Annotated in this window: 25 protein-coding genes; 18 read left to right on the forward strand and 7 right to left on the reverse strand. The window is 42.7% G+C overall.

The window, feature by feature from the left end; translation table 11 throughout:
• Positions 1-496 precede the first annotated feature (496 nt).
• The 7 genes from D0463_RS13890 to D0463_RS13920 all read left to right on the forward strand — a co-directional run bounded on the left by D0463_RS13890 (position 497) and on the right by D0463_RS13920 (position 7,224).
• Positions 497-997 carry a YaiI/YqxD family protein gene (locus D0463_RS13890; protein WP_117307990.1) on the forward strand — a complete coding sequence of 167 codons (501 nt, stop codon included), beginning with the start codon at positions 497-499 and terminating at the stop codon, positions 995-997.
• A gap of 45 nt (positions 998-1,042) precedes the next feature.
• Positions 1,043-2,851 carry a DNA primase gene (gene dnaG, locus D0463_RS13895; RefSeq protein WP_117307991.1) on the forward strand — a complete coding sequence of 603 codons (1,809 nt, stop codon included), beginning with the start codon at positions 1,043-1,045 and terminating at the stop codon, positions 2,849-2,851.
• Positions 2,852-2,891: 40 nt separating this feature from the next.
• On the forward strand, positions 2,892-4,025 hold the full coding sequence (rpoD, locus tag D0463_RS13900) for an RNA polymerase sigma factor RpoD (RefSeq protein ID WP_117307992.1): 1,134 nt from the start codon (positions 2,892-2,894) through the stop codon (positions 4,023-4,025).
• A gap of 164 nt (positions 4,026-4,189) precedes the next feature.
• Complete coding sequence (locus tag D0463_RS13905) at positions 4,190-4,726, forward strand: hypothetical protein (protein ID WP_117307993.1); 537 nt, start codon at positions 4,190-4,192, stop codon at positions 4,724-4,726.
• Between the two features lie 168 nt (positions 4,727-4,894).
• Entirely contained in the window at positions 4,895-5,263 is a 369-nt protein-coding gene (cccA, locus tag D0463_RS13910; protein ID WP_117307994.1) for a cytochrome c550, read from the forward strand.
• Positions 5,264-5,398: 135 nt separating this feature from the next.
• Positions 5,399-6,109, forward strand: coding sequence for a tRNA (adenine(22)-N(1))-methyltransferase (locus D0463_RS13915; RefSeq protein ID WP_117307995.1), 711 nt, complete (start codon positions 5,399-5,401; stop codon positions 6,107-6,109).
• Positions 6,106-7,224, forward strand: a complete 1,119-nt coding sequence (locus D0463_RS13920) for a Nif3-like dinuclear metal center hexameric protein (RefSeq protein ID WP_117307996.1) — start codon at positions 6,106-6,108, stop codon at positions 7,222-7,224. The genes D0463_RS13915 and D0463_RS13920 overlap by 4 nt, the downstream gene beginning before the upstream one ends.
• 193 nt (positions 7,225-7,417) lie before the next feature.
• On the opposite strand, the gene D0463_RS13925 is transcribed toward D0463_RS13920, so the two are convergent.
• Positions 7,418-8,362 carry a 4-hydroxy-3-methylbut-2-enyl diphosphate reductase gene (locus tag D0463_RS13925; protein WP_117307997.1) on the reverse strand — a complete coding sequence of 315 codons (945 nt, stop codon included), beginning with the start codon at positions 8,360-8,362 and terminating at the stop codon, positions 7,418-7,420.
• 440 nt (positions 8,363-8,802) lie between these two features.
• Positions 8,803-9,276: a YqfQ family protein gene (locus D0463_RS13930; protein ID WP_254052807.1), complete on the reverse strand. Its 474-nt coding sequence runs from the start codon at positions 9,274-9,276 to the stop codon at positions 8,803-8,805.
• Positions 9,277-9,582: 306 nt separating this feature from the next.
• Here D0463_RS13930 and D0463_RS13935 point away from each other — a divergent pair, with 306 nt between their 5' ends.
• A complete protein-coding gene (locus D0463_RS13935; RefSeq protein WP_117307999.1) occupies positions 9,583-10,896 on the forward strand; it encodes a DEAD/DEAH box helicase in 1,314 nt (437 codons plus the stop codon).
• A gap of 18 nt (positions 10,897-10,914) precedes the next feature.
• Entirely contained in the window at positions 10,915-11,805 is an 891-nt protein-coding gene (locus D0463_RS13940) for a deoxyribonuclease IV (protein ID WP_117308000.1), read from the forward strand.
• Between the two features lie 104 nt (positions 11,806-11,909).
• On the opposite strand, the gene D0463_RS13945 is transcribed toward D0463_RS13940, so the two are convergent.
• A complete protein-coding gene (locus tag D0463_RS13945) occupies positions 11,910-12,173 on the reverse strand; it encodes a DUF2624 domain-containing protein (protein WP_117308001.1) in 264 nt (87 codons plus the stop codon).
• 157 nt (positions 12,174-12,330) lie between these two features.
• On the opposite strand from D0463_RS13945, the gene D0463_RS13950 reads away from it, so the two are divergent.
• Genes D0463_RS13950 through D0463_RS13960 form a run of 3 tightly spaced genes read left to right on the forward strand, consistent with a single transcriptional unit; the run spans position 12,331 to position 14,381 of the window.
• Positions 12,331-13,086: a metal ABC transporter ATP-binding protein gene (locus tag D0463_RS13950; protein WP_117308075.1), complete on the forward strand. Its 756-nt coding sequence runs from the start codon at positions 12,331-12,333 to the stop codon at positions 13,084-13,086.
• Between the two features lie 24 nt (positions 13,087-13,110).
• Positions 13,111-13,950: a metal ABC transporter permease gene (locus tag D0463_RS13955; protein ID WP_117308002.1), complete on the forward strand. Its 840-nt coding sequence runs from the start codon at positions 13,111-13,113 to the stop codon at positions 13,948-13,950.
• A 14-nt stretch (positions 13,951-13,964) separates the two neighbouring features.
• Positions 13,965-14,381: a Fur family transcriptional regulator gene (locus D0463_RS13960; RefSeq protein ID WP_117308003.1), complete on the forward strand. Its 417-nt coding sequence runs from the start codon at positions 13,965-13,967 to the stop codon at positions 14,379-14,381.
• A gap of 109 nt (positions 14,382-14,490) precedes the next feature.
• Here D0463_RS13960 and D0463_RS13965 read toward each other — a convergent pair whose 3' ends face one another.
• On the reverse strand, positions 14,491-15,060 hold the full coding sequence (locus tag D0463_RS13965; protein WP_117308004.1) for a 5' nucleotidase, NT5C type: 570 nt from the start codon (positions 15,058-15,060) through the stop codon (positions 14,491-14,493).
• Positions 15,061-15,201: 141 nt separating this feature from the next.
• On the opposite strand from D0463_RS13965, the gene D0463_RS19945 reads away from it, so the two are divergent.
• Positions 15,202-15,669 carry a DUF308 domain-containing protein gene (locus D0463_RS19945; protein ID WP_254052808.1) on the forward strand — a complete coding sequence of 156 codons (468 nt, stop codon included), beginning with the start codon at positions 15,202-15,204 and terminating at the stop codon, positions 15,667-15,669.
• 135 nt (positions 15,670-15,804) lie between these two features.
• On the opposite strand, the gene ispG is transcribed toward D0463_RS19945, so the two are convergent.
• From ispG to D0463_RS13985, 3 genes are all read right to left on the reverse strand, one after another.
• Positions 15,805-16,914, reverse strand: coding sequence for a flavodoxin-dependent (E)-4-hydroxy-3-methylbut-2-enyl-diphosphate synthase (gene ispG / locus D0463_RS13975; RefSeq protein ID WP_117308005.1), 1,110 nt, complete (start codon positions 16,912-16,914; stop codon positions 15,805-15,807).
• Positions 16,915-17,176: 262 nt separating this feature from the next.
• Positions 17,177-17,512 (reverse strand): hypothetical protein, encoded by a 336-nt coding sequence (locus tag D0463_RS13980; RefSeq protein WP_117308006.1) that lies wholly within the window; start codon positions 17,510-17,512, stop codon positions 17,177-17,179.
• Positions 17,513-17,633: 121 nt separating this feature from the next.
• Positions 17,634-18,410: a DUF1189 domain-containing protein gene (locus tag D0463_RS13985; RefSeq protein ID WP_117308007.1), complete on the reverse strand. Its 777-nt coding sequence runs from the start codon at positions 18,408-18,410 to the stop codon at positions 17,634-17,636.
• Between the two features lie 204 nt (positions 18,411-18,614).
• Here D0463_RS13985 and D0463_RS13990 point away from each other — a divergent pair, with 204 nt between their 5' ends.
• The 5 genes from D0463_RS13990 to D0463_RS14010 all read left to right on the forward strand — a co-directional run bounded on the left by D0463_RS13990 (position 18,615) and on the right by D0463_RS14010 (position 24,476).
• Positions 18,615-19,295, forward strand: a complete 681-nt coding sequence (locus tag D0463_RS13990; RefSeq protein ID WP_117308008.1) for a Na/Pi cotransporter family protein — start codon at positions 18,615-18,617, stop codon at positions 19,293-19,295.
• 111 nt (positions 19,296-19,406) lie between these two features.
• A complete protein-coding gene (locus D0463_RS13995; protein WP_117308009.1) occupies positions 19,407-19,889 on the forward strand; it encodes a DUF456 domain-containing protein in 483 nt (160 codons plus the stop codon).
• A 171-nt stretch (positions 19,890-20,060) separates the two neighbouring features.
• Positions 20,061-20,669: a superoxide dismutase gene (locus D0463_RS14000; RefSeq protein ID WP_117308010.1), complete on the forward strand. Its 609-nt coding sequence runs from the start codon at positions 20,061-20,063 to the stop codon at positions 20,667-20,669.
• A 295-nt stretch (positions 20,670-20,964) separates the two neighbouring features.
• Positions 20,965-22,188: an MFS transporter gene (locus tag D0463_RS14005; protein WP_117308011.1), complete on the forward strand. Its 1,224-nt coding sequence runs from the start codon at positions 20,965-20,967 to the stop codon at positions 22,186-22,188.
• Between the two features lie 110 nt (positions 22,189-22,298).
• Entirely contained in the window at positions 22,299-24,476 is a 2,178-nt protein-coding gene (locus tag D0463_RS14010) for a peptidoglycan D,D-transpeptidase FtsI family protein (RefSeq protein ID WP_174234331.1), read from the forward strand.
• Positions 24,477-24,509 lie beyond the last annotated feature (33 nt).

Genomic DNA, 24,509 nt, shown 5'->3' on the forward strand with positions numbered 1-24,509 from the left:
TGCCAGTTCGTCCGCGGAAAGCGAGTAGATTCCATGACCATTTGAAAATCAACAATGGATTTTACAGAGCCAAATAATAAAAAATGTCCAACTACGCGGGATTTATAATTAAAACTCTGATTTATCATCCGAACTAAGGATTTATTATCCAAACTCAAATTTTATTATCCGAACAGGATTTATTATCCGAACTCAAGATTTATTATCAAAGCACGAGAACTACATTGCGCAATAAGTGCCGATTTTAATCGAGTTCTTTTTTACAGGGGCATGGTGCTTTACTTATATGCAAAAACATTCTGGCTTGAGCTTTTTAATGGCATAGTCGATCAAAGTATACTATAATAAAAAATTGTGAGAAAAATGAATTCTTAAGGTTTAGACTTCATCAATGGGGAATAGACTATAAAGGATGAGAAGTCAAGGTTTTGGTCAAAAATATAATTCGACAAATCCGCTTTATCTCCATAAAATTTAAAAGGAGAAAAAAAGGATAATGCAGAAAGATGTAGAATTTAAACAGAGTACTAATAGGCCGAAGATTTATGTGGATGCAGATGCCTGTCCAGTGAAAGACGAAACCCTTCAATGTGCAAAAGTGCACGAAGTATCGGTTTGTTTTGTTGCGTCGTATAAAAACATGATGAACGAACATGAAGGAAATTGGGTCTATGTGGATGCGGATAAAGAAGCGGCAGACCTTTACATCGCAAATGCTGTAAGTCAAGGTGATGTTGTTATAACGGCGGATATTGGATTGGCAGGAACCCTGATTGGTAAGCGCGTTTATGTAATTTCACCGAGGGGAAAGGAATATACAGAAGACAATATTAACACTCTTCTGGATATAAGATACCAATCTGCAAGGTTGCGTAGACAGGGCAAGCATACAAAAGGCCCGAAAGCTTTTACAAAACAAGACAGGATGAATTTTATAAACAATCTTTCAAAAATTTTGTCGAACCATGCAGGAAAATCTAATTCAATATCGAATTAAAACCATCATCCGAAAAAATTATCACCGGAAATGTAAGGTGAAACCATGACAAATGCCCGAATTGAAGATGATAAAATTAATCAAATCCGAGAGGCTGTAGATATCGTCGACTTGATTGGTGAGTATGTTCAGCTGAAAAAACAAGGGCGAAACTATTTCGGCCTTTGTCCTTTTCATGGTGAAAATAGCCCGTCCTTCTCAGTATCACCGGAAAAGCAAATTTTCCATTGTTTTGGCTGCGGGGCCGGGGGAAACATTTTCACCTTTTTAATGGACATCGAGGGCTATGGCTTTATTGAAGCGGCCGTAGTGTTAGCCGAAAAAGGAAATATTCCGCTTGATGTCGAATTTCAGAAGGAAGCAGCAAAATCGAACATACCTGAATCATCCAGGCAAATGCTCGAAGCCCATGATCTTCTGAAGAAATTTTACCATCATTTACTGGTAAACACAAAAGAGGGGCAGGAAGCACTTGAGTATGTGCTTAATCGCGGATTTACCGAAGAGACGATCGAGAAATTCCAAATCGGTTATTCTCTCGATTCCTGGGATTTTGTTTCTAAATTCCTATCCAAAAGAGGATACGCTGCGGATACGATGGAAAAAGCGGGGCTGATTATTTTCAGGGAACGGGATGAGACCTATTTTGACCGTTTCAGGAACAGAATCATGTTTCCGATTATGGACACCCAAGGAAACACGATTGCGTTTTCGGGAAGAGCGATGGGGACTGATGAGCCCAAATATTTGAATAGTCCCGAAACGCCGATCTTTAATAAAAGCAAAATTTTATACAATTTCCACCAGGCAAGGCCTCATGTCCGAAAGAAAGAACAGATCGTTCTTTTTGAGGGGTTCGCAGATTGCATTTCGGCTGTGCGAGCCGGCGTTGAAAACGCGGTTGCGACAATGGGTACCTCATTGACCGACCAGCACATTCAATTGATCAAGAGAAATACCGAAAATGTATTGATATGCTATGATTCCGATTCAGCGGGTCTCGCCGCCGCCAACAGGGCATCCAATATGCTGAGTGAAGCTGGCCTTCATGTGAAAGCCGCCCTTATGCCCGATAACCTTGATCCCGATGACTACATCAAGAAATACGGTGAAAAGAGTTTCGTTTCTGATGTAATAGGGTCAAGCTTGACGTATATGGCTTTTAAAATGCAGTATTTGCGTAAAGGAAAAAACCTGAATAATGAAGGAGAACGCATTCAGTATATTGAAGAAATACTAAAAGAAATTTCACGTTTGCCAAACGCGGTTGAAAGAGACCATTATCTCAGGCAAATATCGTCCGAGTTTTCCCTTTCATTGGATGCATTGGAACAACAGCAAAGACAGACTTTTTTTGCTGAAAGAAAAAAAGGCAATGTTCCACAGCCCACCATGAATAGAAATCTCACTTTACAATATGAACACAAACTGAAGCCGGCCTATCATAACGCTGAGATCAAGCTGATCGCCCATATGCTAAAAAGCAAAGAAACGGCTTTTAAGATCAGCCAAATGATGAAAGGAACAGTTTTTAATCTCGATGAACACCAGGCAATCATAACTTATTTATATGCATTCTATGAGGACGACCACGATCCGGATGCAAGCTTGTTCCTGACGTACCTGCCCGATCAGAACTTACGCAAAATCGTATCTGAGATAGAAATGATGTCAGTGAACGCCGAAGTTTCGGATAAAGAGCTGACAGATTATATAAATCAAGTGTTGAAATATGAAAAATTGTTAAAGATAAAGGAAAAAGAGGCGGAAATAAAGGAAGCAGAACGCAGGAGCGACCATGAGGGGATTAAACAAGCCCAGAGGGAGCTCATTCAGTTACGAAAATTATTATAGTACTCATGTTTTGGTGTAAGTTTTGGAAGGAGGGGAACACATGGCTGAAAAACCAGCACGTTCCAAAGAGGTTGATACTGAATTGAATTTGGACCAGATGAAAGAGCAATTGCTGGAACTTGGAAAAAAACGAGGATCCCTGACAATTGAAAAGATTGCGGAGAAAATTGGAAGCTTTGAATTGGATTCAGATCAAATGGATGAATTCTATGAGTTTCTGGGTGACCAGGGAGTCGAAGTTCTCGCTGAAAGTGAAGAAGAGGATGAGGACGATGATCCAAACATTCAACAGCTTAATAAGGAAGAGGAATTCGACCTCAACGATTTAAGTGTCCCGCCAGGCGTTAAAATAAACGATCCGGTGCGGATGTATTTAAAGGAAATCGGCCGCGTCGATTTGCTATCCGCGGAAGATGAAATTTCCCTTGCCACCCGAATCGAAGAGGGCGATGAAGAAGCCAAGCGCCGTTTGGCTGAGGCAAACCTGCGCCTCGTTGTCAGCATCGCAAAACGCTATGTCGGCCGGGGTATGCTTTTCCTAGATTTAATCCAGGAAGGCAACATGGGACTTATCAAGGCCGTTGAGAAATTTGATTACCGTAAAGGATTTAAATTCAGTACGTATGCTACGTGGTGGATCCGTCAGGCGATCACCCGTGCAATTGCTGACCAGGCAAGAACGATTCGTATTCCGGTCCATATGGTGGAAACCATCAATAAATTAATCCGTGTCCAAAGGCAATTGCTTCAGGATCTTGGCCGTGAACCTTCTCCAGAAGAAATCGCCGAAGATATGGACTTAACGCCCGATAAGGTAAGGGAAATCCTGAAGATTGCCCAGGAACCGGTTTCCTTGGAAACACCTATCGGGGAAGAAGACGATTCTCATCTAGGAGACTTCATCGAAGACCAGGATGCGACATCTCCTTCCGAGCATGCAGCATATGAGCTTTTAAAGGAACAGCTTGAAGATGTTCTTGATACGCTGACAGACCGGGAAGAAAACGTGCTTCGCCTCCGCTTTGGCCTTGATGACGGCCGTACCCGCACTCTTGAAGAAGTCGGGAAAGTTTTTGGCGTCACCCGGGAACGTATCCGGCAAATTGAAGCGAAAGCGCTGCGCAAGCTCAGACATCCAAGCCGAAGCAAAAGGCTTAAAGACTTCTTAGAATAAACAAACAGGAATCAACTTAGGCATCAAGGTAACTGAATGGATAGATAAGGCAATTCGCAAGCTGGATTGCCACTCACTTCCGTTGCCGATCTGTCTTTGATTGGTTCCTTTTTTGCAGATAAGAAATAACAAAAAGAAAAATGATTTGCCGGGATGTGCGTGATATGGATGAAAATCGCAAGAAAATGATCATACAAGAAATAGTGTATTGGAAAAACAGCCGTTTGCTGCCTGAACAATATTGCGACTTTCTGTTAGCCCTATACAGCGAAGGGGAGGAAGTGCCGCAACAATATCAAGCAAGAAAAAAAATAGTGATGCCTTACCTGATCGTAGGCTCCATAATCTTGTTAACGCTGTTTTTGAATCATTTTACTCAATTGCCATTTGGAATGCAAATCGGTTTATCCATTTTTTCGATCGTTACGTTGCTGTATGCGGCTTTCTTTTTTTCAAAAAGGTCATGGTCGTATCATATCCCACTGATTGGGGCTGCCTTTCTTTTTCTATTGGCCACCGTTTTTGCTATCGAGCATTTTGCTCCGGGCCGGACTGGTGTATTATATTTCTTTTTGCTTTGTCATTGCGGAATATGGGTATATACGGGAAAAAGGCTGTCGATGGTTTATTTCTCAGTTGCAGGCTATTTGGGGATTGTAGTCATCCTTTATTTCATAGCTAAATTATACAATATATTTTGAAGATAAAGAATATTCTAAGGGAAATTTGTTTTTAAAAACTGTAAAAATTAAAAAAATGACAAATATCTTATAGTTTAGGCTTTTACTTGAAAGCTTTTTCAAGTAAAATATAACTTGTTTGTATATTCTTTTTATTGGCATTTTAGGTTACATAAGGGAGGTAAATCTATGAATCGCAACCCGCTTATTCCATTCTTACTAATCGCAGTTTTCGGAATCGGACTTATGTTTATGCTTTCTTTTAAAGGTTTGGGAGATGCTAAGGATCTTGCCAAGGAACAAGAAGGCGGAGGGAAAGAGGCTACAGAAGAAAAGGCTTCTGCTAATCCAGAGGAGATCTATCAACAGTCTTGTATCACATGTCATGGTGACCAGTACCAGGGCGGTGCCGGACCTGCATTAAAAGGTGTAGGGGAGCGCTTATCTGTTGATGAAGTGAAATCGACGATTCAAAATGGTAAAGGCGCTATGCCAGGTGGCCTTGTTGAAGAAGGAAATCTTGATGCCATGGCTGAATTCATACATGGCTTAAAATGATGGTATAGAGAATGGCTGAGGTCTCAGGTGGGATCTCAGCCATTTTGTATTTCTGGGTATGTTGATTTAATAACGCCGGGCGGTTTTGTTATACTAAAGGCGAGACTGTACATAAATAGTAAGAGAGATGATTAGATGAACCATGAAAAATTATCACGGCGCCTCGAGCGCGTTGCGGCTCATATAACGAAAGATTGTGTTTTGGCTGATATAGGCTCGGATCATGCCTATTTGCCCTGTTATGCCGTTCTAAAAGGCTTGGCGGTCCAGGCGATTGCTGGCGAGGTTGCTGAGGGGCCTTTTCAATCAGCTAAACAGCAGGTTGTGCAAGCGAATCTGCAGGATGTCATTGACGTCCGTAAAGGAGATGGTCTTAAAGTCCTTAAGCCCGAGGAAGCAACCTGCATAACGATAGCGGGAATGGGTGGTACCCTCATTTCAACAATTCTCGATAAAGGCAAAGATAAGCTCTCGAGAGTGAGTCGGCTGATCCTTCAGCCGAATGTGGGAGCGTTCACCATTCGAACGTGGCTTATTGAAAACGGTTGGGAACTGATAGAAGAAGAAATTTTGGAAGAAGATGACAAGATTTACGAAATATTAATCGCGGAAAAAGGCGAACCGCTTCGCCCTTATTCGGAAAACAGGGTGGCAGACATGCTCCTTGGGCCTTTTCTTCAAAAGGAGCAAAACAGTGCGTTTGTAAAGAAATGGACTCAGGAGAAAACACATTGGGAAAGAATTCTGAAGCAGCTTGTGGAAAGAGGGGAAAATCCTGATGTGGAAATGAAGCGGTCAGCCCTTTTAAAGAAAATACAAATAGTGGAGGAGGCGCTGCAGCGATGAAGGTGCCAAATGGAGAAGAGATCATCAGTTTGTTTGAACGGTTTTCACCCAAAAGCTACGCGATGGATGGAGACCCGGTCGGGCTTCAGGTCGGCAGGCTGAACAAGCCTGTGTCAAAGGTAATGATTGCTTTGGATGTTTTAGAGGAAGTCGTTGACGAAGCAATCGAGAACGGGATTCAGCTTATTATTGCACATCATCCTCTTATCTACAGGCCATTAAAGAAAATTATGACGGATGTACCGGGCGGCAGGATTATTGAGAAGCTGATTAAACATGATATCGCTGTCTATGCGGCGCATACGAATTTGGATGTTGCTAGAGGCGGTGTGAACGATTTGCTTGCGGAAGCTTTGCAGCTTCAAAACACGGAAGTACTTGTTCCTACCTATCAGTCTTCTTACAAAAAGTTGGTCGTTTATGTGCCAAAAAGTGAAGAACGACAAGTAAGGGAAGCGCTTGGTCATGCCGGAGCAGGTCATATCGGCAATTACAGCGATTGCACATTTTCCGCGGAAGGTGTCGGCCGGTTTCTTCCCGGAGAACATACCAATCCGGCAATTGGCACTCAGGGACAGCTTGAAAGCGTGAACGAAATCAGAATTGAAACGATTTTTCCTGAAGAAATCGAAAAGAAACTTTTAGCCGCTATGATCAAGGCTCATCCTTACGAAGAGCCCGCTTATGATATTTACCGGCTCGAAAACAAACGAGATTCGTTGGGTTTAGGGAGAATCGGGACCTTGAAAAAGGCAATGACATTAGAGCAGTTTGCCGGGCATGTGAAAAATGCTCTCGATGTGAAGATGTTGAGGGTGGTTGGCGATCTGGATAGCAAGATTAAAAAGGTAGCCGTTCTCGGCGGGGACGGAAATAAATATTTTACCCAGGCGAAGTTTAAGGGAGCCGATGTTTACGTTACAGGAGACATGTATTATCATACTGCCCATGATGCGATGATGATGGGATTGAATATTATCGATCCGGGCCATAACGTGGAAAAGGTCATGAAAAAGGGCATAGCAGGGATTTTAGCTGCTCTGTGTGAAGAAAGAAAATTTGAAGTAGAATTTATCGCTTCAGAGTTGAATACCGATCCGTTTACATTTTTATAGATACGTCGATTTTGGATAAATAGAGGAGTTTTTTGTTTGATCGAGGAGCGGTTCCAGCTTTAGTAGTTAGAATTCGAGTTTTGTAGCCGGTTTTGGTTTTTTAACCGAAATTACAGTTATGCAGCAGGACTCTTAACATGATGATTTAAAACCGAATATAACAAAAGCAGGCATGCTGACATGCCTGCAACACTTAAGCTTTGGCCTTCACTTTAGGAAGGATCTTATTTAGAGGAACTTTCTTCTCAGTTGCCCATGTGGAATCATCTTCAGGATTGAACTGCTCAATGAATGCAATCACTTCTTTCGTAATCGGTGTCGGCGTCGAAGCTCCGGCGGTTACGGCGACTGTTTCCGCATTCTTTAGCCAGTCCAGCTGCAATTCAGAGATGTCGGCAATCCGATAAGCTTTGGTTCCGGCAATTTCCTTGGAAACTTGTGCGAGCCGGTTTGAATTATTGCTTTTCGGGTCGCCCACTACGATCAGGACATCTGCTTCGCCTGCTTGCTTGGCAACGGCTTCCTGCCGAACCTGGGTCGCAAGGCAAATTTCCTTGTGTACCTCGACATGCGGATATTTTTCCTTAACCTTTTCGACGATGTCCATAACATCCCATTGGCTCATGGTTGTCTGGTTGGTGACAATGATCCGGTCGCTTTTCACGGTAAGGGCATTCACATCGTCAACCGTTTCAACAAGATGAACGATATCTGGTGCCACTCCGACAGCACCTTCCGGCTCAGGATGACCTTTTTTACCAATATATATAATCTGATAGCCTTGCTCTTTTTTTTCTTTAATTAAATCATGGGTAGCTGTAACGTCGGGACATGTTGCGTCAATGGAAACCAGCCCTTTTGTTTTAGCTAGTTCTCTTACTTCGGGGGAAACTCCGTGGGCAGTGAAAATAACGGTTCCGCCATCTACTTTTTCCAGGATTTCTTTACGGTTTGTTCCATCCAAAGTGATGATGCCATCTTCTTCAAAAGCGTCCGTCACATGCTTGTTATGGACAATCATGCCCAGGATGTAAATCGGACGTGGCAACGTCTTATCTAAAGCGGCATTTCGGGCGATGACCATCGCATCGACAACTCCATAGCAATAACCGCGCGGTGATATTTTGATAACCTTCATCGTGTTCCTCCTTTAAGCGGCGAAGCAAATCTTCATGCCTGCTACAATATATTATATAAGACACCGGTCAATATTACAAAAAGTATCATCCTGCTGGAAATAATCAGTGACACTTGACGGAAACCCCGCGGATTATGGTAACAGTCAGGATTTCGTAGCGGAAATTCCTTTTTGTAGCGGGTTTATAGCAGATAGTAGCCGATATGGTTACTTTTGTAGCCGAGAATCTCGATTTAGTAGCCAATACCGGATTTTGTAGCGGTAATTTTGTTTTTGTAGCCGATAGTTGCACTTTTGTAGCGGTAATTTTGTTTTTGTAGCCGACACTAATTGTAGCAAGGATTTAGATTTTGTAGCGAGTACCGGATCCCGTAGCGGCGTAGACAGAGGAATAACTAAAAAAGAATGCAACTGTAGCTGCATTCGGGTCAAATGAAAATTCAAATATAAAGCTTTGGTTGGGAAATGCGTTGTCGCTTCTTTGTTTTTGGGACGATTTGTTCATCCTTAATTTCCAAATGCGAGGATTTACCTTTCTTGACTTCAGTTTTAACATCTGTCTCAACCGGTTCTGCTAATTCTTCCTCTGTTGTCTCAGTATTTTCATCTTCGGCTGTTTCCGTACCTTCTGTATCTTTCATGCTGCGGTACATTTTCCACATCGCCGGCAGGTTTTTGATGATCGGCCCGTATTGTTGGACCATTGGGCCGATTTGTTCTGCCGCTGAAAGCACTTTTTGAGTATTGGCAAGCACTGACGTAAGCGAGGCGGTGCTTTTTATCGGCTCCACAGGGGCTGAAGGGCGGCTGAAATATGAAGCGGGAGAGGGGCTTTGCTGCTTTGGTTTGCCTAGTATCTTTGAAATCAATCCGCCGACACCCTTTTGTTGGGACCCGGCCGGTTGATGTTGCATCGGAGGCCTGCCTGAAAAGGGTCCCCCTCCTCTAAATTGTTGCTGACGCCTCATTCCAGGATCATTATGAGGCCACATGCCAAAGTTTCTCCCTGGGCCATTTCTTCCTGGGGGCATAGTTTTTCCTCCTTCCATAAGCTATATACATAATAGATTATGCATGAACCATCAAATGGTAAACGTCTGTCAGGTTGTGAACTTAATCGAAAGACGATAAGATAGGAAAGGTAGTTTTATTTTCTTGCATTCATTATAATAGCAGGACATGTAAAAAGTTCGCGGCATTTTAAATAAAGGAGTTTTCTAATGGAGCAAAATAATTTTGAAAGATTTAAGCTGCAAAGCTATATTATAGACGCGGTGGAAGCGTTAGGTTTTGATAAACCGACTGAAATTCAGGAAAGAGTCATTCCTTCCGTATTAAAAGGGACAAGTCTGATTGGTCAATCGCAAACAGGGACGGGCAAAACACATTCCTACTTGCTGCCAATCATGAATAAGATCATTCCCGGTAATGAAGAAGTGCAGGCAATTATCAGTGCCCCGACACGAGAGCTTGCGACTCAACTCTACCAGGAAGCGCAGAAGATCGCCGAGCATTTCCCGGCTGAAGCGCCTATCCAGATTCGTTTGCTTGTTGGCGGTACAGACAAGCAGCGTACGATTGATAAATTAAAAACCCAGCCTCAGCTTGTCATTGGCACACCGGGTCGAATCAAAGACCTTGTGGATGAACAGGCGCTCCATGTTTTCTCAGCGACTATGCTTGTAGTCGATGAAGCTGACCTTATGCTTGATATGGGATTTATTGAGGATGTCGATAAGTTTGCGTCAAGAATGGCCCAGAACATTCAGATGCTTGTCTTTTCTGCAACCATTCCGGAAAAGCTCAAGCCGTTTTTGAAAAAATACATGGACAATCCTAAGCACATCCAAGTCGATCCGAAGAAGGTGGTCGCTGAGAAAATCGAGCATGTATTAGTGCCGCTCCGCCATCGGAATAAGAAACAACTGCTGCACGATATAATCGTTCAATATAATCCGTATCTGGCCATCGTGTTTACGAACACAAAGAAAATGGCGGACGAAGTCGCAGATAGCTTGATTGAACAAGGGCTTCGGGTTGGTCGGATACATGGCGACCTGAGTCCGCGTGATCGCAAGAAAATGATGAAGCAAATTAATAGCCTGGAGTATCAGTACATTGTAGCAACAGATTTGGCTTCCAGAGGTATTGACATCGAAGGCGTCAGCCATGTCATCAATTATGAATTGCCGGCCGATCTTGACTTTTATGTGCACAGAACGGGCAGAACGGCGCGGGCAGGATACTCTGGAGTTGCGGCGACCATTTATGAAACATCGGATGAGGATGCTTTAAACCGCTTGGAAAAGATGGGTATCACATTTAAGAATATAGACATCGATAAAGGCGAATGGGTCGAGATTGATGAACGGAACAAGCGGAAAAACCGCAAAAGGCAAGGGAACGAAATTGATGCAATGGCGAAAAGCCATGTCAAAAAACCGGCAAAAGTAAAACCGGGTTATAAAAAGAAACTGCAGCGCGAAGTAGAAGGTTTTAAAAAGCGTCAGCGCCGCGTTCAGAAAAAGAAATAAGACGGGGGAATACGAGATATGTTGAAAATTGGTTCACATGTGTCCATGAGCGGAAAGGATATGCTCTTGGGTTCAAGCAAGGAAGCTGTTTCTTACGGAGCAAATACGTTTATGATTTATACAGGGGCGCCGCAGAATACAAGACGGAAAAAGATTGAAGATTTGAATATAGAAGCAGGCAGAAACCATATGGAGCTAAATGGAATCGATGAAATTGTCGTCCACGCGCCATATATCATTAATATCGGAAACGCAGTAAACCCTGCAACGTTTGAGTTGGGCGTCAGTTTCCTTCGAAGTGAAATCGAACGGACAGAAGCACTCGGAGCAAAGCAGATTGTCCTTCATCCGGGAGCCCATGTAGGCGAAGGCACGGAAGTGGGGATTAAGAAGATTGTTGAAGGCTTGAATGAGGTCTTGACGGAAGACCAGCAAGTACAGATTGCTCTTGAGACAATGGCGGGAAAAGGTTCAGAATGCGGAAAGAATTTTGAAGAGCTTGCGATGATTATGGATGGGGTAAATTTGAGTGACAAGCTGTCCGTTTGTTTTGACACATGCCATACCCACGATGCAGGCTATAACATTGCCCGGGATTTTGATGGTGTCTTGAATGAATTTGATAAGATTGTCGGCATTGACCGGATTAAAGTTCTTCATATCAATGACAGTAAAAACGCTGTCGGAATGCGAAAAGACCGTCACGAGAATATCGGCTTTGGCCATATCGGATTCGAAGCATTAAGCTATATCGTGCACCATCCGCAGCTTGAGAATATTCCAAAGATCCTGGAAACCCCATATGTCGGGGAAGATAAGAAAAATAAAAAGCCTCCCTATTTATTTGAGATTGAAATGCTCAAGAATAAAGCGTTTGATGACAATTTGCTTGATAAGATCATGGCCTGAAATTGAAAGGGACAGTAAAAAACGTATAGGAATGCCGTGACATGTGTGAGATCATTTTTCTCACGCAGTCTTGGCTCCTAAACGGTTTGGCTGTCCCTTTTCCGTTATTTTAAATTAGCGGTCAGCTGCTGAAAGATGGCCTCCAGTTCGTTAGCGGTGGCGAGTCCCGTTTGATCGGCAACCTGCTTGATTGCCTTTTGCCGTTCAACCTTATTGAAGACATTGATATTCTTTCCGGCTACAACCTTACAAATAATGCTCGCCTGGTCTTTTGTCAGCTTCACATTATATTGACGGGCCAAGCCTAAAAGCTCATCAGGCGTGATGGTATTTACTTTGTGGTTAATCATCATTTCAAATAACTTCATACAATCCCTCCTGCCTCTAACATATGAAGCAGCGATGAACAAGTGAACTAAATCATTCAGTAAATTCGTATCCTTTACATTAAGTCGCGTATGCCTTATACTACAGTTTGTAAATCGTAATGATTCTTAAAAAAGGGTGATTCCTTTGGGAGATAAAATGAAAGAACCAATTATTGAGGTTGAAGATTTATCGTATAAATATGCCAAAACCAGCGTCCTCGAACAGGTCTCTTTAAAGGTGCCTGATGGGGCTTTCCTTGCGCTGGTGGGACCAAACGGCTCCGGAAAATCAACATTGCTTAAATTGATTCTTGGTTTGTTAAAGGTGCAAAAGGGAACGATTCAGTTATTTGGTGAGGACATCCGCCAATTTAAGCAATGGCAGAGAATCGGTTTTGTTTCACAAAAGGCCAATTCGTTTAATTCCGGGTTTCCTGCTACTGTTTTTGAAGTGGTCCAGAGCGGATTGACAAAAAAAATCGGTTTGTTTACTTTTCCAAAAAAAGAACATAAACAAAAGGTGCTGGAGGTTTTGGATTCAGTGGAAATGCTTGAGTTCAAAGACCGGAATATCGGTGAACTATCAGGCGGCCAGCAGCAGCGGGTTTTCATTGCCAGGGCATTGGTCAGCGAACCTCGGTTGTTGATTTTAGACGAACCTACTGTAGGGGTAGATTCAAAGCATGTCCAACAATTTTATGAAATGCTGGAGATGCTTAATAAAGAAATGGGGATTACCCTTATTCTCGTCACGCATGACGTAGGAACAGTGACGGAGAAGGTGACCCATGTTGCCTGTCTAAATAAAAGGCTCCATTTCCATGGAGACGCTGATGAATACCGGTCCTTAAATGACAAGGAGTTTTCATCTATATATGGTCACGGCGTACAGCTGTTAAGTCATAATCACTAATGTTTTGGAGGATAGGGGGGCCCCATGCTTTCGGGTATATTTCAGTTTGAATTTTTGCAAAATGCTTTTCTGACAGGAATCATCATTGGTGCGCTTGCTCCTTTATTGGGCGTGTTTGTAGTAGTACGTAGGATGTCTCTTATAGCTGATGCGCTAAGTCATGTGACACTGGCAGGGATAGCGTTCAGCCTGTTGCTGGAAAAAAGATTCATGGCTTTGGCGGGAATGAATCCCCTGTATATGGGGATGGCATTTTCTGTTATAGGCTCGCTGTTTATCGAACGGCTGAGAAATGTGTATAAACATTATCAGGAGCTCGCGATTCCAATCATCCTGTCAGGTGGGATTGGAATAAGTGTGGTCTTCATATCTATCGCGGACGGCTTTAATGCCGATTTATACGGATATTTATTCGGCAGTGTCAGCGCAGTAAGCCGCAATGATTTATGGGTCATTATTTCAGTCTGCGTGATTGTCGTTCTCACGATCATCTTTTTATATAAGGAACTATTTCTTTTATCTTTTGACGAAGAACATGCTAAAGCTTCGGGAATCCCAGCAAAATGGATTCATTTTATTTTTATTATCATGGTTGCATTGGTGATTTCCGCTTCGATGAGGGTGGTCGGCATTTTGCTAGTTTCGGCTTTGATGACGCTTCCTGTTGCCGCAAGCCTCCGCTTTGCAAAAGGGTTTAAACAAACGATATTCTATTCCATTTTGTTTGGAGAGGTTTCGGTTACGGGCGGATTGTTCTTATCTTACTATTTAGACTTGGCTCCAGGTGGAACCATTGTCATGATTGCGGTTGGATTGCTGATCGTTTCGATCATGGTCGATAAAATGAAAGCAAGAATTTCGTAAGGCGGGTGATTTGAATGAATGTGGAAACAGCCATGCAGTTGTTAAAAGAAAAGGGTTTTAAGCATACTGGAAAACGCGAGGAAATGCTTCAGCTCTTTTCAGCGAGCAATAAATATTTAACAGCTAAGGATGTTCTGGAATCCATGAAAGATGATTATCCAGGTTTAAGCTTTGATACGATTTATCGAAACCTTTCTCTTTTTGTAGAGCATGAAATATTTGAGATGACGGAACTTGCCGGTGAAAAGCATTTCCGCTTTACATGCAGCCACGAGAGCCACCATCATCACTTCATTTGTATGGGCTGTGGCAAGACGAAGGAAATTGAAACATGTCCAATGGGCGGCTTGGAGGAAAGTTTGCAGGATTATGATGTCTCCGGCCATAAATTTGAAATCTACGGACGCTGCCCCGAGTGCAAGGTTTCATAAGGACTTTGACAAAAAGGCTGTCTTTTCCGCAATGGAATAGACAGCCTTTTTTATCGTTGTGATTTTTTGGGAAATGTCTAGTTATGTCGTACAAACGGCCCCTCTTTTCTTAATTTTCTTTCAGCCATCGATTGACCCACTTCCTAGCCTCAGCCCAGTTGTCGACGCGGATGACTTGTTCGGGAATCGGCAGCCTGTTGTATGGTGTGTCGAATAAGATGACTGGAATATTGCATTCAGTGGCAATCGCGACCGCGTTGTCATGTTTATCTTCAAAGAAAATATCCACCCCGAATTTTTTGGCTGTTTCCACTTTATCATGAGACCCGGTTAACTCGATATGATTAAAGAGGATTCCATGCTTATGGAACCAGCTTTCCGTGACTTCCAAAAGGTCTTGGTGCCGGGCGCTAATAAAGTATAAATCAGCTATTTCGACCCATTCTGAAAGTGATTCTTTGGCTCCTTTCGATAGCTGTGATTCCGAGTAAATAATCGGTTCGTGTTCGGCGAACCACTCTGCAAAAGCTTCATGGGAAATATTGATGAACGGATTTAAGTCGTATTCCGTAATATCTTCATCCGCCAGGTTTAATTGAAAAGCTTTATTTAAAAAAGGAATCATCGAATCGGGACGGGTCACCGTTCCATCTATGTCAATACCAAAGCGTTTTTTCATTGTTTTCTCCTTTTCTTTGAGTGAAATGCCAATCCTAATTAAGAAATACTATCCATGATATGAAACCTTTTTCAAGTGGATTTTTGCAGAAACCACATACACTATAAATGCTCCTATCTTTTGAAAAGCGAGGGATGCGTGTTGGACGATAACCAAAACAGTTATTCCAGTTTGGATGATGAAATGGAAACCGCTCGAAAAAGTGAGTCAGATGCCGTTTACCGTAGTCCTAATGTAACTGGCGACTTTGACAGCCTTCAATTCGAAACGACAACTCCGGAGTCAATCAGCAGCCTGAATGACGATAACAGGTATAATGAAGAAACTTCCGCAGAGTTAGCGGTACCACAGCGTTTGAATAGAAGTGATGCGACTGGTTCAGATGGTGAAAACGGATCTGAACAAAGGAATTCAGGAACGACATTTGGTGTTTCTGGATTAGCTTTGTCTGTGCTTTCCCTTTTTATCATGCCAATCTTGCTCGGATTCGCGGGTATTGTGCTGGGATTCGTTGCACGAAGACGGGGAGCAAACACTCTTGGCGCTTGGGCGATCGGCGTTGGAGCAGTTTCCATCATCGTCGGGATCTTTATTCTCCCGTTTTTTTAGCAGGTAAGAAAGTAAAAACTTTCTACCTGCATAAGGGAATTACGCCTCTGTCTCGCCTTTACAAGGATCAATTTTTAAATAATAGGGCACAAAAATGCTTGGATTCAGTTTATGAATCCAAGCGTTTTTAATTTTTTATAAAATTGGGGCTTGCTCGCTTTTTTGCTTCTCATAATATTCTTCAGCAATTTTGTCGATTTCTTTTTTGAGCTCCTCGACCATTGTTTCTTCCGGTACTTTTCTGACAATTTGACCTTTGCGGAACAGCAATCCTTCACCGCGAGCTCCGGCAATCCCGATATCGGCCTCCCTAGCCTCCCCAGGACCATTAACGGCACAGCCCAGGACGGAAACCTTGATCGGCGCTTTTACGGTTTGAATATATTCTTCCACTTCGTTTGCAATACTGATTAAGTCGATTTCGATTCTGCCGCATGTCGGGCATGAAATCAATGTCGCCATATTCGAAGCCAGTCCGAATGATTTCAGCAATTCACGCGCTACCTTTACTTCCTCGACAGGATCGGCACTGAGGGATATACGGACCGTGTTACCGATTCCTTTGTTTAAAATTGCCCCGAGACCGGCGGCACTCTTCACCGTACCGGAAAAAAGTGTTCCAGATTCAGTGATGCCCAGATGAAGCGGATAATCAAAAGCTTGGGCCGCTTTCTCATACGCTTCGATGGCTAAATTAACATCGGATGCCTTCATGGAAACGATGATATCGTGAAAATCAAGGTCTTCCAGGATTTTTATATGGTGCAAGGCACTTTCTACCATGCCGTCAGCGGTAGGATAACCATATTTTTCAATAATGCGCTTTTCCAAAGAACCAGCATTAACCCCGATGCGAATCGGGATCCCTTTTGCTTTTGCCGCTTGGACAACAGCTTCAACCTTTTCACGGCGACCGATATTTCCCGGGTTGATGCGGATTTTGTCCGCGCCCCCTTCAATTGCCTTCAAAGCAAGCTTGTAATCAAAGTGAATATCTACAACAAGCGGTATATTAATTCGTTTTTTTATCTCAGGAATGGCGTCAGCGGCTCTCTCGTCCGGACAAGCGACACGGACAATCTGGCAGCCTGCTTCTTCCAGCCGCAGGATTTCAGCTACTGTAGCTTCGACGTCGTGTGTCTTTGTAGTCGTCATACTTTGAACGACGACCTCGTTATTGCCGCCAATTGTTATATTACCGACTTTAACGGGGCGGGTTTTGGTACGATGTATAAGTTCACTCAAGTGGAATTCTCTCCTTTTGGAAAAAATCAGATTTCAATTCGGATCATTATTTTTTATGATTCATTCAATATTGTATCAATGTTAGGAGCTAATTGACAAGCAATAGAATTTATTCCGCTTTAACGGGCAGTAAGACCCCACTTCAAGACTTGGATGGAAAAACAAGGATAATTCGGGGAGCAACTGCCCGTAAAAGTCCGATTGGTTAAAAACTAACCATTGGTGGGGGATGAACAAAACCCCCACCGATGGAAGTTTCACTTTATTGGGACGGGCCCTTTTGTTTTTCATACACCGGAATTCTATAGGTTTTTCCGATTTGCATTTCCTCCGGATTCAGCCCGTTATTTAATTCCTGGAAATCGCGGATTAACGTTTCTATAGAAACGGTCAGGCTGCCTTCCTCTTTTTCACTGATCGTAAGCAGCGTATCGCCCGGGCTAATCGTCACCTCTGTATATGGGACGGATGATTTTTCAGTTTGTATCGGATATGCGCCTGCTTTAACTCCCGACGTCGGCAGGGTGCCTGTCGTTAAATCAAAATAAATAATGAATCCAATGAAACATAAGGTAAGAAAAAGCAGCAATTGTTTCATTTTTTCCAACTCCTCAAGCTTGTATTACTACAATATATGGGGGAGTGTTTGGATTATGCCTAAAATTCGGCATAAATAAAAAAAGCTTGGACTAAACTCATGTCCAAGCTCTCATATGACTTTATTTTGCTTCCTCGCCCTCAGGTACTTCCTTAATAGAGAGATAAAGCATGACCAATGTCACGAACCAGCTGATCAGGATCCCGAACGGAACCGGTGCCTGAAATGCATCCATGATGGTAAAGAAGAAAGTCGGTAGTACGATGGCATAGGCTGTCAATCTCCAACTATGACGGTACGAGATGTTCTTATTCAGACTCTTTATAAAGGAGAGGCCAAATAACGCCAAAAACGAAATCTTAAGAAAGTTGACGGCCGCTGTGAACAAATACATCATCACGATAAGAACGGGAAGGACGATGACTAAGCTGGAATCAGCTGTTTCCAGATAATCATTGAGTTCAACGCTTGTGATCGTAAATCCTTCAAACATCGAATAGGGGTTTGATTGGGCTTGGCCCGCAGTCACAAAAACTACTTCATTCTTTAAGAGGCCTACTCCATTTTCAGTTTGATCGGCGATATTGCTGCTCGTCCACTCACCGGTATCATCTAAAATAATTTGGAAGCCGGCTTTGTTTACGACAATAGGCTCGTCCGCTTCAGAGGTTAGTGCTCCATTTTTAATCTCAAAGGGAGGTAGATCCTCTTTGACGGTTTCTTGAAATGCATGAATTCCGCTTTGGAGAGCTGTACTAAAATAGTAAGCCGGCGGAATGATTGAAATGAGAGTCAGCAGAAAAACAAAAGCTATGGTTTTTCCGATTCCCTGATTGCGAAATGCAGCCATGTCTCTCGGGGAATACAAACTTACAATCAATTGCTTGAAAATATTCAATATCGACAACACCTTTTATAAAGAAATCACACCGTTTATTTTATCGGTCACAAATGAAGAAAACAACCTTTTGTACTTTGAAATATTAAGCTTAGATTAATTTTTGGGCAAATTCCTTTACATAAATTTCACTTTTTTATCATAATGGAAAAGAGTGAAATTTGGCGAATAGAATTTCTTGCTAAATACAAGGGGTTGAAGTGTGTGGATAAATTACCTTTTATTTCAGTGTTGGCTAAAGCCGTAACAAAGCTTATTCCATCAGATGAGTCGTTAGATCCTACATTGATCGAACAATCGTCATCGATAGCACTGGGACAGGCCAAGGAAGAAATTCTTAAGATGGGCTATATTACGGTGAGAGGCTTAAAGGAATCGCTCCAATATCTGTTGTCGAATCAGAATAAACATAGAGAGGCAGCTTCACAGTTCGATGGGGTCATCAACAACCTTGATGGGAAAATAACCGGGTACTTGACACGCTTGGCCGAAAAAGATTTATCAAATGTGGAATCCAATAAATATTTTATTCTTACAAATGCAAGGCAGGATATCGAAACAATCGGAAATCACTTTGCAAAGATAATGGAAATAGCCGAAAACCAAATCAATACGAAGACATATTTACCGGAAATAATCATGACTGATATAAAAGGAATTTTTCAGGGAAGTATCGATATGTTTGAACAGGCCATCATTGCTTTTGACCATTATGATCTTGATTCCGCCAAAGATGCCATTTCGAAGGGAACACAAATGGAAAAGATTCTGATAAGACAAACGACGAACGGACCAGATAGGACGGCGGATCTGGTCTTGAGTTTCAGGGCCATTCGGGATCATGCAGTTAACATAGCTGCAGCCGTTATAGGGGAACGTCAATAATTGTAGTTTTATGAAATGTGAAATGGGGGATGTTAACCTTAAGTGAAACTTTTTATCAGTTTGCCCGTATTAGGATAGGTAAAGAAAAAAGAGCGGGAGAGGGAAAACGGATTGGAAACTATTTATTGGGTATTAATCGCTATCATGTTCATAGTCGGTTTCGTCGGGCTTGTGTTTCCGATCATTCCAAGCGTTTTGTTCATTTTTGGAGGAATTTTGTTGTATGGATTTCTCTTTACGTTCGAGCACTTCAGCTGGTTGTTCTGGACCATTCAAATCTTGCTAGTGATTTTACTTTTCGTGGCAGATTATGTTGCTAACATGATTGGAGTTAAGAAATATGGCGGTTCAAAGGCAGGGATATGGGGAAGCACGATCGGGATTTTGGTCGGTCCTTTTGTTATTCCCGGATTCGGAATTATAATCGGTCCATTTGTTGGAGCGATTCTTGCTGAGGTGCTCGTCCATAAGAGGGACGTGATAACTGCTTCAAAAATCGGTTTCGGGTCAGTGATTGGATTTATTAGCAGTGTCGTCACAAAAGCGATTATCCAGCTCTTTATGGTTGGTTACTTTTTACTCGTTGTCTTTTAGTCCTTTCACTTTCCTTTTGAAGGAATTACGAAAACACCTATTGGAGAGCATAACGTTTGAAACCAACTTCAATCTTTGATAACCTAGTGCTAACGAGCTTTAGAAAAATTAGGGAATTCTCCTTGTTTCTAAAGCCTGTAAAACTTTATTACATATTAGGAGGAATTTATTATGGCATTCGAACTTCCACAATTACCTTACGCGTATGATGCATTGGAACCAAATATCGATAAAGAAACGATGAACATTCACCACACAAAGCATCACAACACGTATGTAACAAATTTAAACGCTGCATTAGAAGGCAATAACGAACTTCTTGGCAAAAGCGTAGAAGAAGTCATCGCTAACCTGGATGCAGTTCCTGAATCCGCACGTACAGCTGTACGCAACAATGGTGGCGGTCACGCTAACCACTCTTTATTCTGGCAGCTTCTTTCTCCAAACGGAGGCGGACAGCCAACAGGTGAATTGGCTGACGCTATCAGTTCTAAATTCGGCAGCTTTGACAGCTTCAAAGAAGCATTTGCAAAAGCGGCTACCACTCGCTTCGGTTCTGGCTGGGCGTGGCTTGTTGTCAACAATGGCGAATTGGAAGTAACAAGCACACCAAACCAAGACTCTCCATTAATGGAAGGTAAAACTCCAGTTCTTGGATTAGACGTTTGGGAGCATGCCTACTACTTGAACTATCAAAACCGCCGCCCTGAGTACATCAACTCCTTCTGGAATGTTGTAAATTGGGACGAAGTTTCAAAACGTTTTAGCGCAGCGAAGTAATTTCGCAGCATTTCATAAAGCAGGAATCCTTTTTACAGGGTTCCTGCTTTTTTTAGGTTAAATATCTCTGTAAATTTTGGATCATTTTGCGCTCTATCCATAAAACGAATGGGGCGTTATCTTTCAGCAAAGCTGAAAGGCGTGTGAAGGTTTCACACGAAATGAACCAAAAATAATTTTTATTAACATAGTCGTTCTTCCTAATTACCAGGGCGCTTTCGCTTTTCTTATTTTCAGAACATAAATGCCCTCCTTTTTTCAAACACTATGGAAGACTTAAAAGGAGAGGTAAACAATGGGCTTTTTAAAAAAAGTGATCGGTAAAGTGGAAGTAAATAAAGATTTGCATCTGCTTTTGCTGATTGGCGGATTGTACAGCATCAGCATCGCACTGTCCAACACCTTTGTAAACATTTATCTATGGAAGCAATCTGGTGAATTTCTCGATATTGGCATTTATAATTTATCCATCGTTCTTTTTCAACCGCTCACATTTATTCTGGCTGGATGGCTGGCAAAGAAGGTTGATCGAATCATCGTTTTGAGGCTCGGGGTGATCTTCCTGTCGGCCTTTTATCTATGTGTCCTTTTAATCGGTACGAATGCAACGGATTTCCTCATATTGCTTGGAGGGGTGCTTGGTGTAGGCTATGGATTTTACTGGCTCGCGTTCAATGTATTGACTTTTGAAATCACCGAACCGGAAACAAGGGATTTTTTCAACGGTTTTATGGGAATCCTCTCCTCGTTAGGGGGGATGATCGGTCCCGTTTTGGCTGGGTTTATTATCTCCCGTCTTGCCGAGTATTCCGGGTATTCCATCGTGTTTGGCATATCTTTGTTTTTATTTTCGATCGCCGTTATTTTGAGCTTTTTCCTCAGAAGGCGTCCTGCCAACGGTAAGTATTTATTTAAAATGATCTTTAAGGAAAGAAACAACAATTTTAATTGGCGAATGATCACAAACGCGAATTTCTTTCAGGGACTAAGGGAAGGAACGTTCATGTTTGTTGTTTCAGTTTTTGTTTTTATAAAAACAGGAAGCGAAATGGCAATCGGAAACTTCGCCTTGATTAATTCCGCCATCTCTTTTGTCGCTTATTTCCTTGCCCTTCGCTACATAAAGCAGCCGATGAGAAAAAAGGCGATTCTTGCAGGGGGAGTACTGTTGTATGCAGGGGTTTTTCTGATTGCGTTTGATGTCAGCTATGGGAAATTGCTTTTCTATGCCGGCACGATCGCTATTGCCTATCCGCTTTTGCTCGTTCCCTATGTATCGATGACCTATGATGTCATCGGGACAGCCTGGAATGCAACGGATATGAGGATTGAATACATAGTGGTACGAGAGGTTTTCATCCATTTCGGACGTATCGTATCGATTCTCGGATTTATTGCATCGGTCACTCTATTCAAGCCGGAGGAAAGCCTGCCCATATTTTTATTAATCATCGGAGCCGGACATTTGTGTATTTACTTTTTTGTAAGAAAAATGAACACTGAAAATGATGCCGTATAGAAATCTCATATTTTCTACGAAAAAATAAGGTATACAAGGGTAGAAAAAAAAGACTGCATTATATAGAATGGAAAAGTAGGATTGAATATTATTGAAGGATGTGTGGCTTGATGGTGAAAAAAGAGAAAAAGAAAAAGACGCATGTTCCTTTTCGTTTAAATTTGCTTTTCTTAGGCGTTTTTGTCCTATTTTCGGTTTTAATTCTGCGGCTTGGCGTCGTGCAAATTGTTTATGGCGATGATTACAGGCGGGAATTGGAGAAGAAAGAAGAAGTACCGGTTAACACGCCGGTGCCACGTGGGAAAATGTTCGACCGGAATTTAAAAGTGATGGTCGATAATGTACCGCTTGATGCGGTTACGTATACAAGATATCAAGAGACCAAACCGAAGGACATGCTCGAGACAGCCGAGAAATTGGCGGCGCTGATCGAGATGGATCCCGAAAAGATTACCGAACGGGACCGGAAGGATTTTTGGATCTTGACAAATCCGGAAGAGGCAGAAGACAAAATCACCAAAAAAGATAAAAAAGTCGCTGAAAAAATGGCGGAAGAGGGAAAAAAGAAGCCTGAAAAATATTTATACGATCTCCAGCTTGACCGGATAACGGAAGAAGAAATTAACAGCTTTACAGGAGATGAGCTTGAGGTGCTGGCGATTTTTCGTGAAATGAACAGCGGCATGGAGCTCGTACCCCAAATTGTGAAAAATAAAGATATGACAAAGGAAGAATTTGCAAGAGTCAGTGAAAATCTTGAATCGCTTCCGGGAGTCGATGTAACGACTGACTGGGATCGTTTTTACACCTATGACAAAACACTGAAATCTCTTCTTGGCAAAGTCTCTTCGTCCGAAGAAGGCCTCCCTCAGGAAAATCTTCAGGATTTCCTGTCCAGAGGATATAGCCGGAATGACCGGGTCGGAAAGAGCTATATTGAAAAGGCCTACGAAGAGGTGCTTCACGGACAGAAGGCAAAGGTTAAGAACATTAAAGACAAGTCTGGGAATGTAGTGGAAACAGAAGAGGTTACAAAAGGTGAGCGAGGCAAGGACCTGATCCTGACGATTGATGTCGAGCTTCAGCTCGCGGCTGAAAAAATCATTGAAGAAGAACTGATGAAAACGAAGAAAAATGGCAATACAGGCCTGCTTGACCGCGCCTTTATCGTCATGATGGATCCTAATACAGGTGAAGTCCTTACAATGGCAGGAAAGCAAATCGTGCGCGATGAAAAGACAGGCAAGCAGACAATCGAGGATTTCGCGCTTGGCAATATTACCACTTCCTATACGATGGGGTCCTCTGTCAAGGGTGCGACTGTATTGACAGGCTATCAGACAGGGGCGATTTCCCCGGGAACAAGATTTTTTGATACAAAGATGAGAATCGGGCAATTACAGAAAGGGTCCTACCGGAACATGGGCTGGGTAGATGATCTAACTGCGCTGAAGCAATCATCGAACGTCTATATGTTCAGAACAGCAGTCAATATCGCCGGGGGTAATTACGTTCCGGGAGCGCCTTTGCGCATCAATACTAAAGCCTTTGACATCATGCGTGACAGCTATGCGCAATTCGGGCTGGGCGCCCGTACCGGTATTGACCTTCCGAATGAGATGGTAGGATTCAAGGGCTCTGAAACGCTTCCTGGTAAACTGCTTGACCTTTCCATCGGGCAGTATGATACGTATACGCCGATGCAACTGGCGCAATATGTCTCGACGATCGCCAATGGCGGAAATCGAATGAGGCCGCATATTGTAAAGGAAATCCGCCAGCCGCTTGATAATAACGAAACATTGGGACCGGTCATGCAGGAAATCGAGCCAACCGTACTAAACCGACTTCCTATGCCGGAAAATCAAATCGAACGGGTCCAAAAAGGGTTTAAGGCTGTCATGCAGCCAGGCGGAACTGCCGCAGGCTTTAGTAGTGCAGACTATAATCCGGCCGGAAAGACAGGTACCGCAGAGGCATTCTATGATGGACCGAATCGTAAGAACTATAGCGAGCCGGTGCCGACGACCAACCTGACGCTGGTAGGGTACGCACCGTTTGATAATCCTGAAGTTGCTTTCGCGTCGGTTGTTCCTTGGGCCTATCAAGGAAGGCCTACAAATACTATAAATAAGGATATTGCCAGAAAGGTCATGGACAAATATTTCGATTTAAAAAAAGAACGCGCCAAAGCAAAATCGACGGACCCATCCACCGTGGAAAAAGTCGATAACAGCAAGAAAGCCCAGCAGGGACAGGCTGAAGTACGGGAAGAGCAGGATAACTAAATTATGAATCTACCAATCTTATAGGATAAAACG

The sequence above is a fragment of the Bacillus sp. V59.32b genome (assembly GCF_003429085.1).
Taxonomy (GTDB): Bacteria; Bacillota; Bacilli; order Bacillales; family DSM-1321; genus Peribacillus.

Coding starts and splice junctions, on each gene's coding strand:
- D0463_RS13890 (WP_117307990.1), top strand. CDS start 497: ATGCAGAAAGATGTAGAATTTAAACAGAGTACTAATAGGCCGAAGATT.
- dnaG (WP_117307991.1), top strand. CDS start 1,043: ATGACAAATGCCCGAATTGAAGATGATAAAATTAATCAAATCCGAGAG.
- rpoD (WP_117307992.1), top strand. CDS start 2,892: ATGGCTGAAAAACCAGCACGTTCCAAAGAGGTTGATACTGAATTGAAT.
- D0463_RS13905 (WP_117307993.1), top strand. CDS start 4,190: ATGGATGAAAATCGCAAGAAAATGATCATACAAGAAATAGTGTATTGG.
- cccA (WP_117307994.1), top strand. CDS start 4,895: ATGAATCGCAACCCGCTTATTCCATTCTTACTAATCGCAGTTTTCGGA.
- D0463_RS13915 (WP_117307995.1), top strand. CDS start 5,399: ATGAACCATGAAAAATTATCACGGCGCCTCGAGCGCGTTGCGGCTCAT.
- D0463_RS13920 (WP_117307996.1), top strand. CDS start 6,106: ATGAAGGTGCCAAATGGAGAAGAGATCATCAGTTTGTTTGAACGGTTT.
- D0463_RS13925 (WP_117307997.1), bottom strand. CDS start 8,362: ATGAAGGTTATCAAAATATCACCGCGCGGTTATTGCTATGGAGTTGTC.
- D0463_RS13930 (WP_254052807.1), bottom strand. CDS start 9,276: ATGCAACATCAACCGGCCGGGTCCCAACAAAAGGGTGTCGGCGGATTG.
- D0463_RS13935 (WP_117307999.1), top strand. CDS start 9,583: ATGGAGCAAAATAATTTTGAAAGATTTAAGCTGCAAAGCTATATTATA.
- D0463_RS13940 (WP_117308000.1), top strand. CDS start 10,915: ATGTTGAAAATTGGTTCACATGTGTCCATGAGCGGAAAGGATATGCTC.
- D0463_RS13945 (WP_117308001.1), bottom strand. CDS start 12,173: ATGAAGTTATTTGAAATGATGATTAACCACAAAGTAAATACCATCACG.
- D0463_RS13950 (WP_117308075.1), top strand. CDS start 12,331: ATGAAAGAACCAATTATTGAGGTTGAAGATTTATCGTATAAATATGCC.
- D0463_RS13955 (WP_117308002.1), top strand. CDS start 13,111: ATGCTTTCGGGTATATTTCAGTTTGAATTTTTGCAAAATGCTTTTCTG.
- D0463_RS13960 (WP_117308003.1), top strand. CDS start 13,965: ATGAATGTGGAAACAGCCATGCAGTTGTTAAAAGAAAAGGGTTTTAAG.
- D0463_RS13965 (WP_117308004.1), bottom strand. CDS start 15,060: ATGAAAAAACGCTTTGGTATTGACATAGATGGAACGGTGACCCGTCCC.
- D0463_RS13980 (WP_117308006.1), bottom strand. CDS start 17,512: ATGAAACAATTGCTGCTTTTTCTTACCTTATGTTTCATTGGATTCATT.
- D0463_RS14000 (WP_117308010.1), top strand. CDS start 20,061: ATGGCATTCGAACTTCCACAATTACCTTACGCGTATGATGCATTGGAA.
- D0463_RS14005 (WP_117308011.1), top strand. CDS start 20,965: ATGGGCTTTTTAAAAAAAGTGATCGGTAAAGTGGAAGTAAATAAAGAT.
- D0463_RS14010 (WP_174234331.1), top strand. CDS start 22,299: ATGGTGAAAAAAGAGAAAAAGAAAAAGACGCATGTTCCTTTTCGTTTA.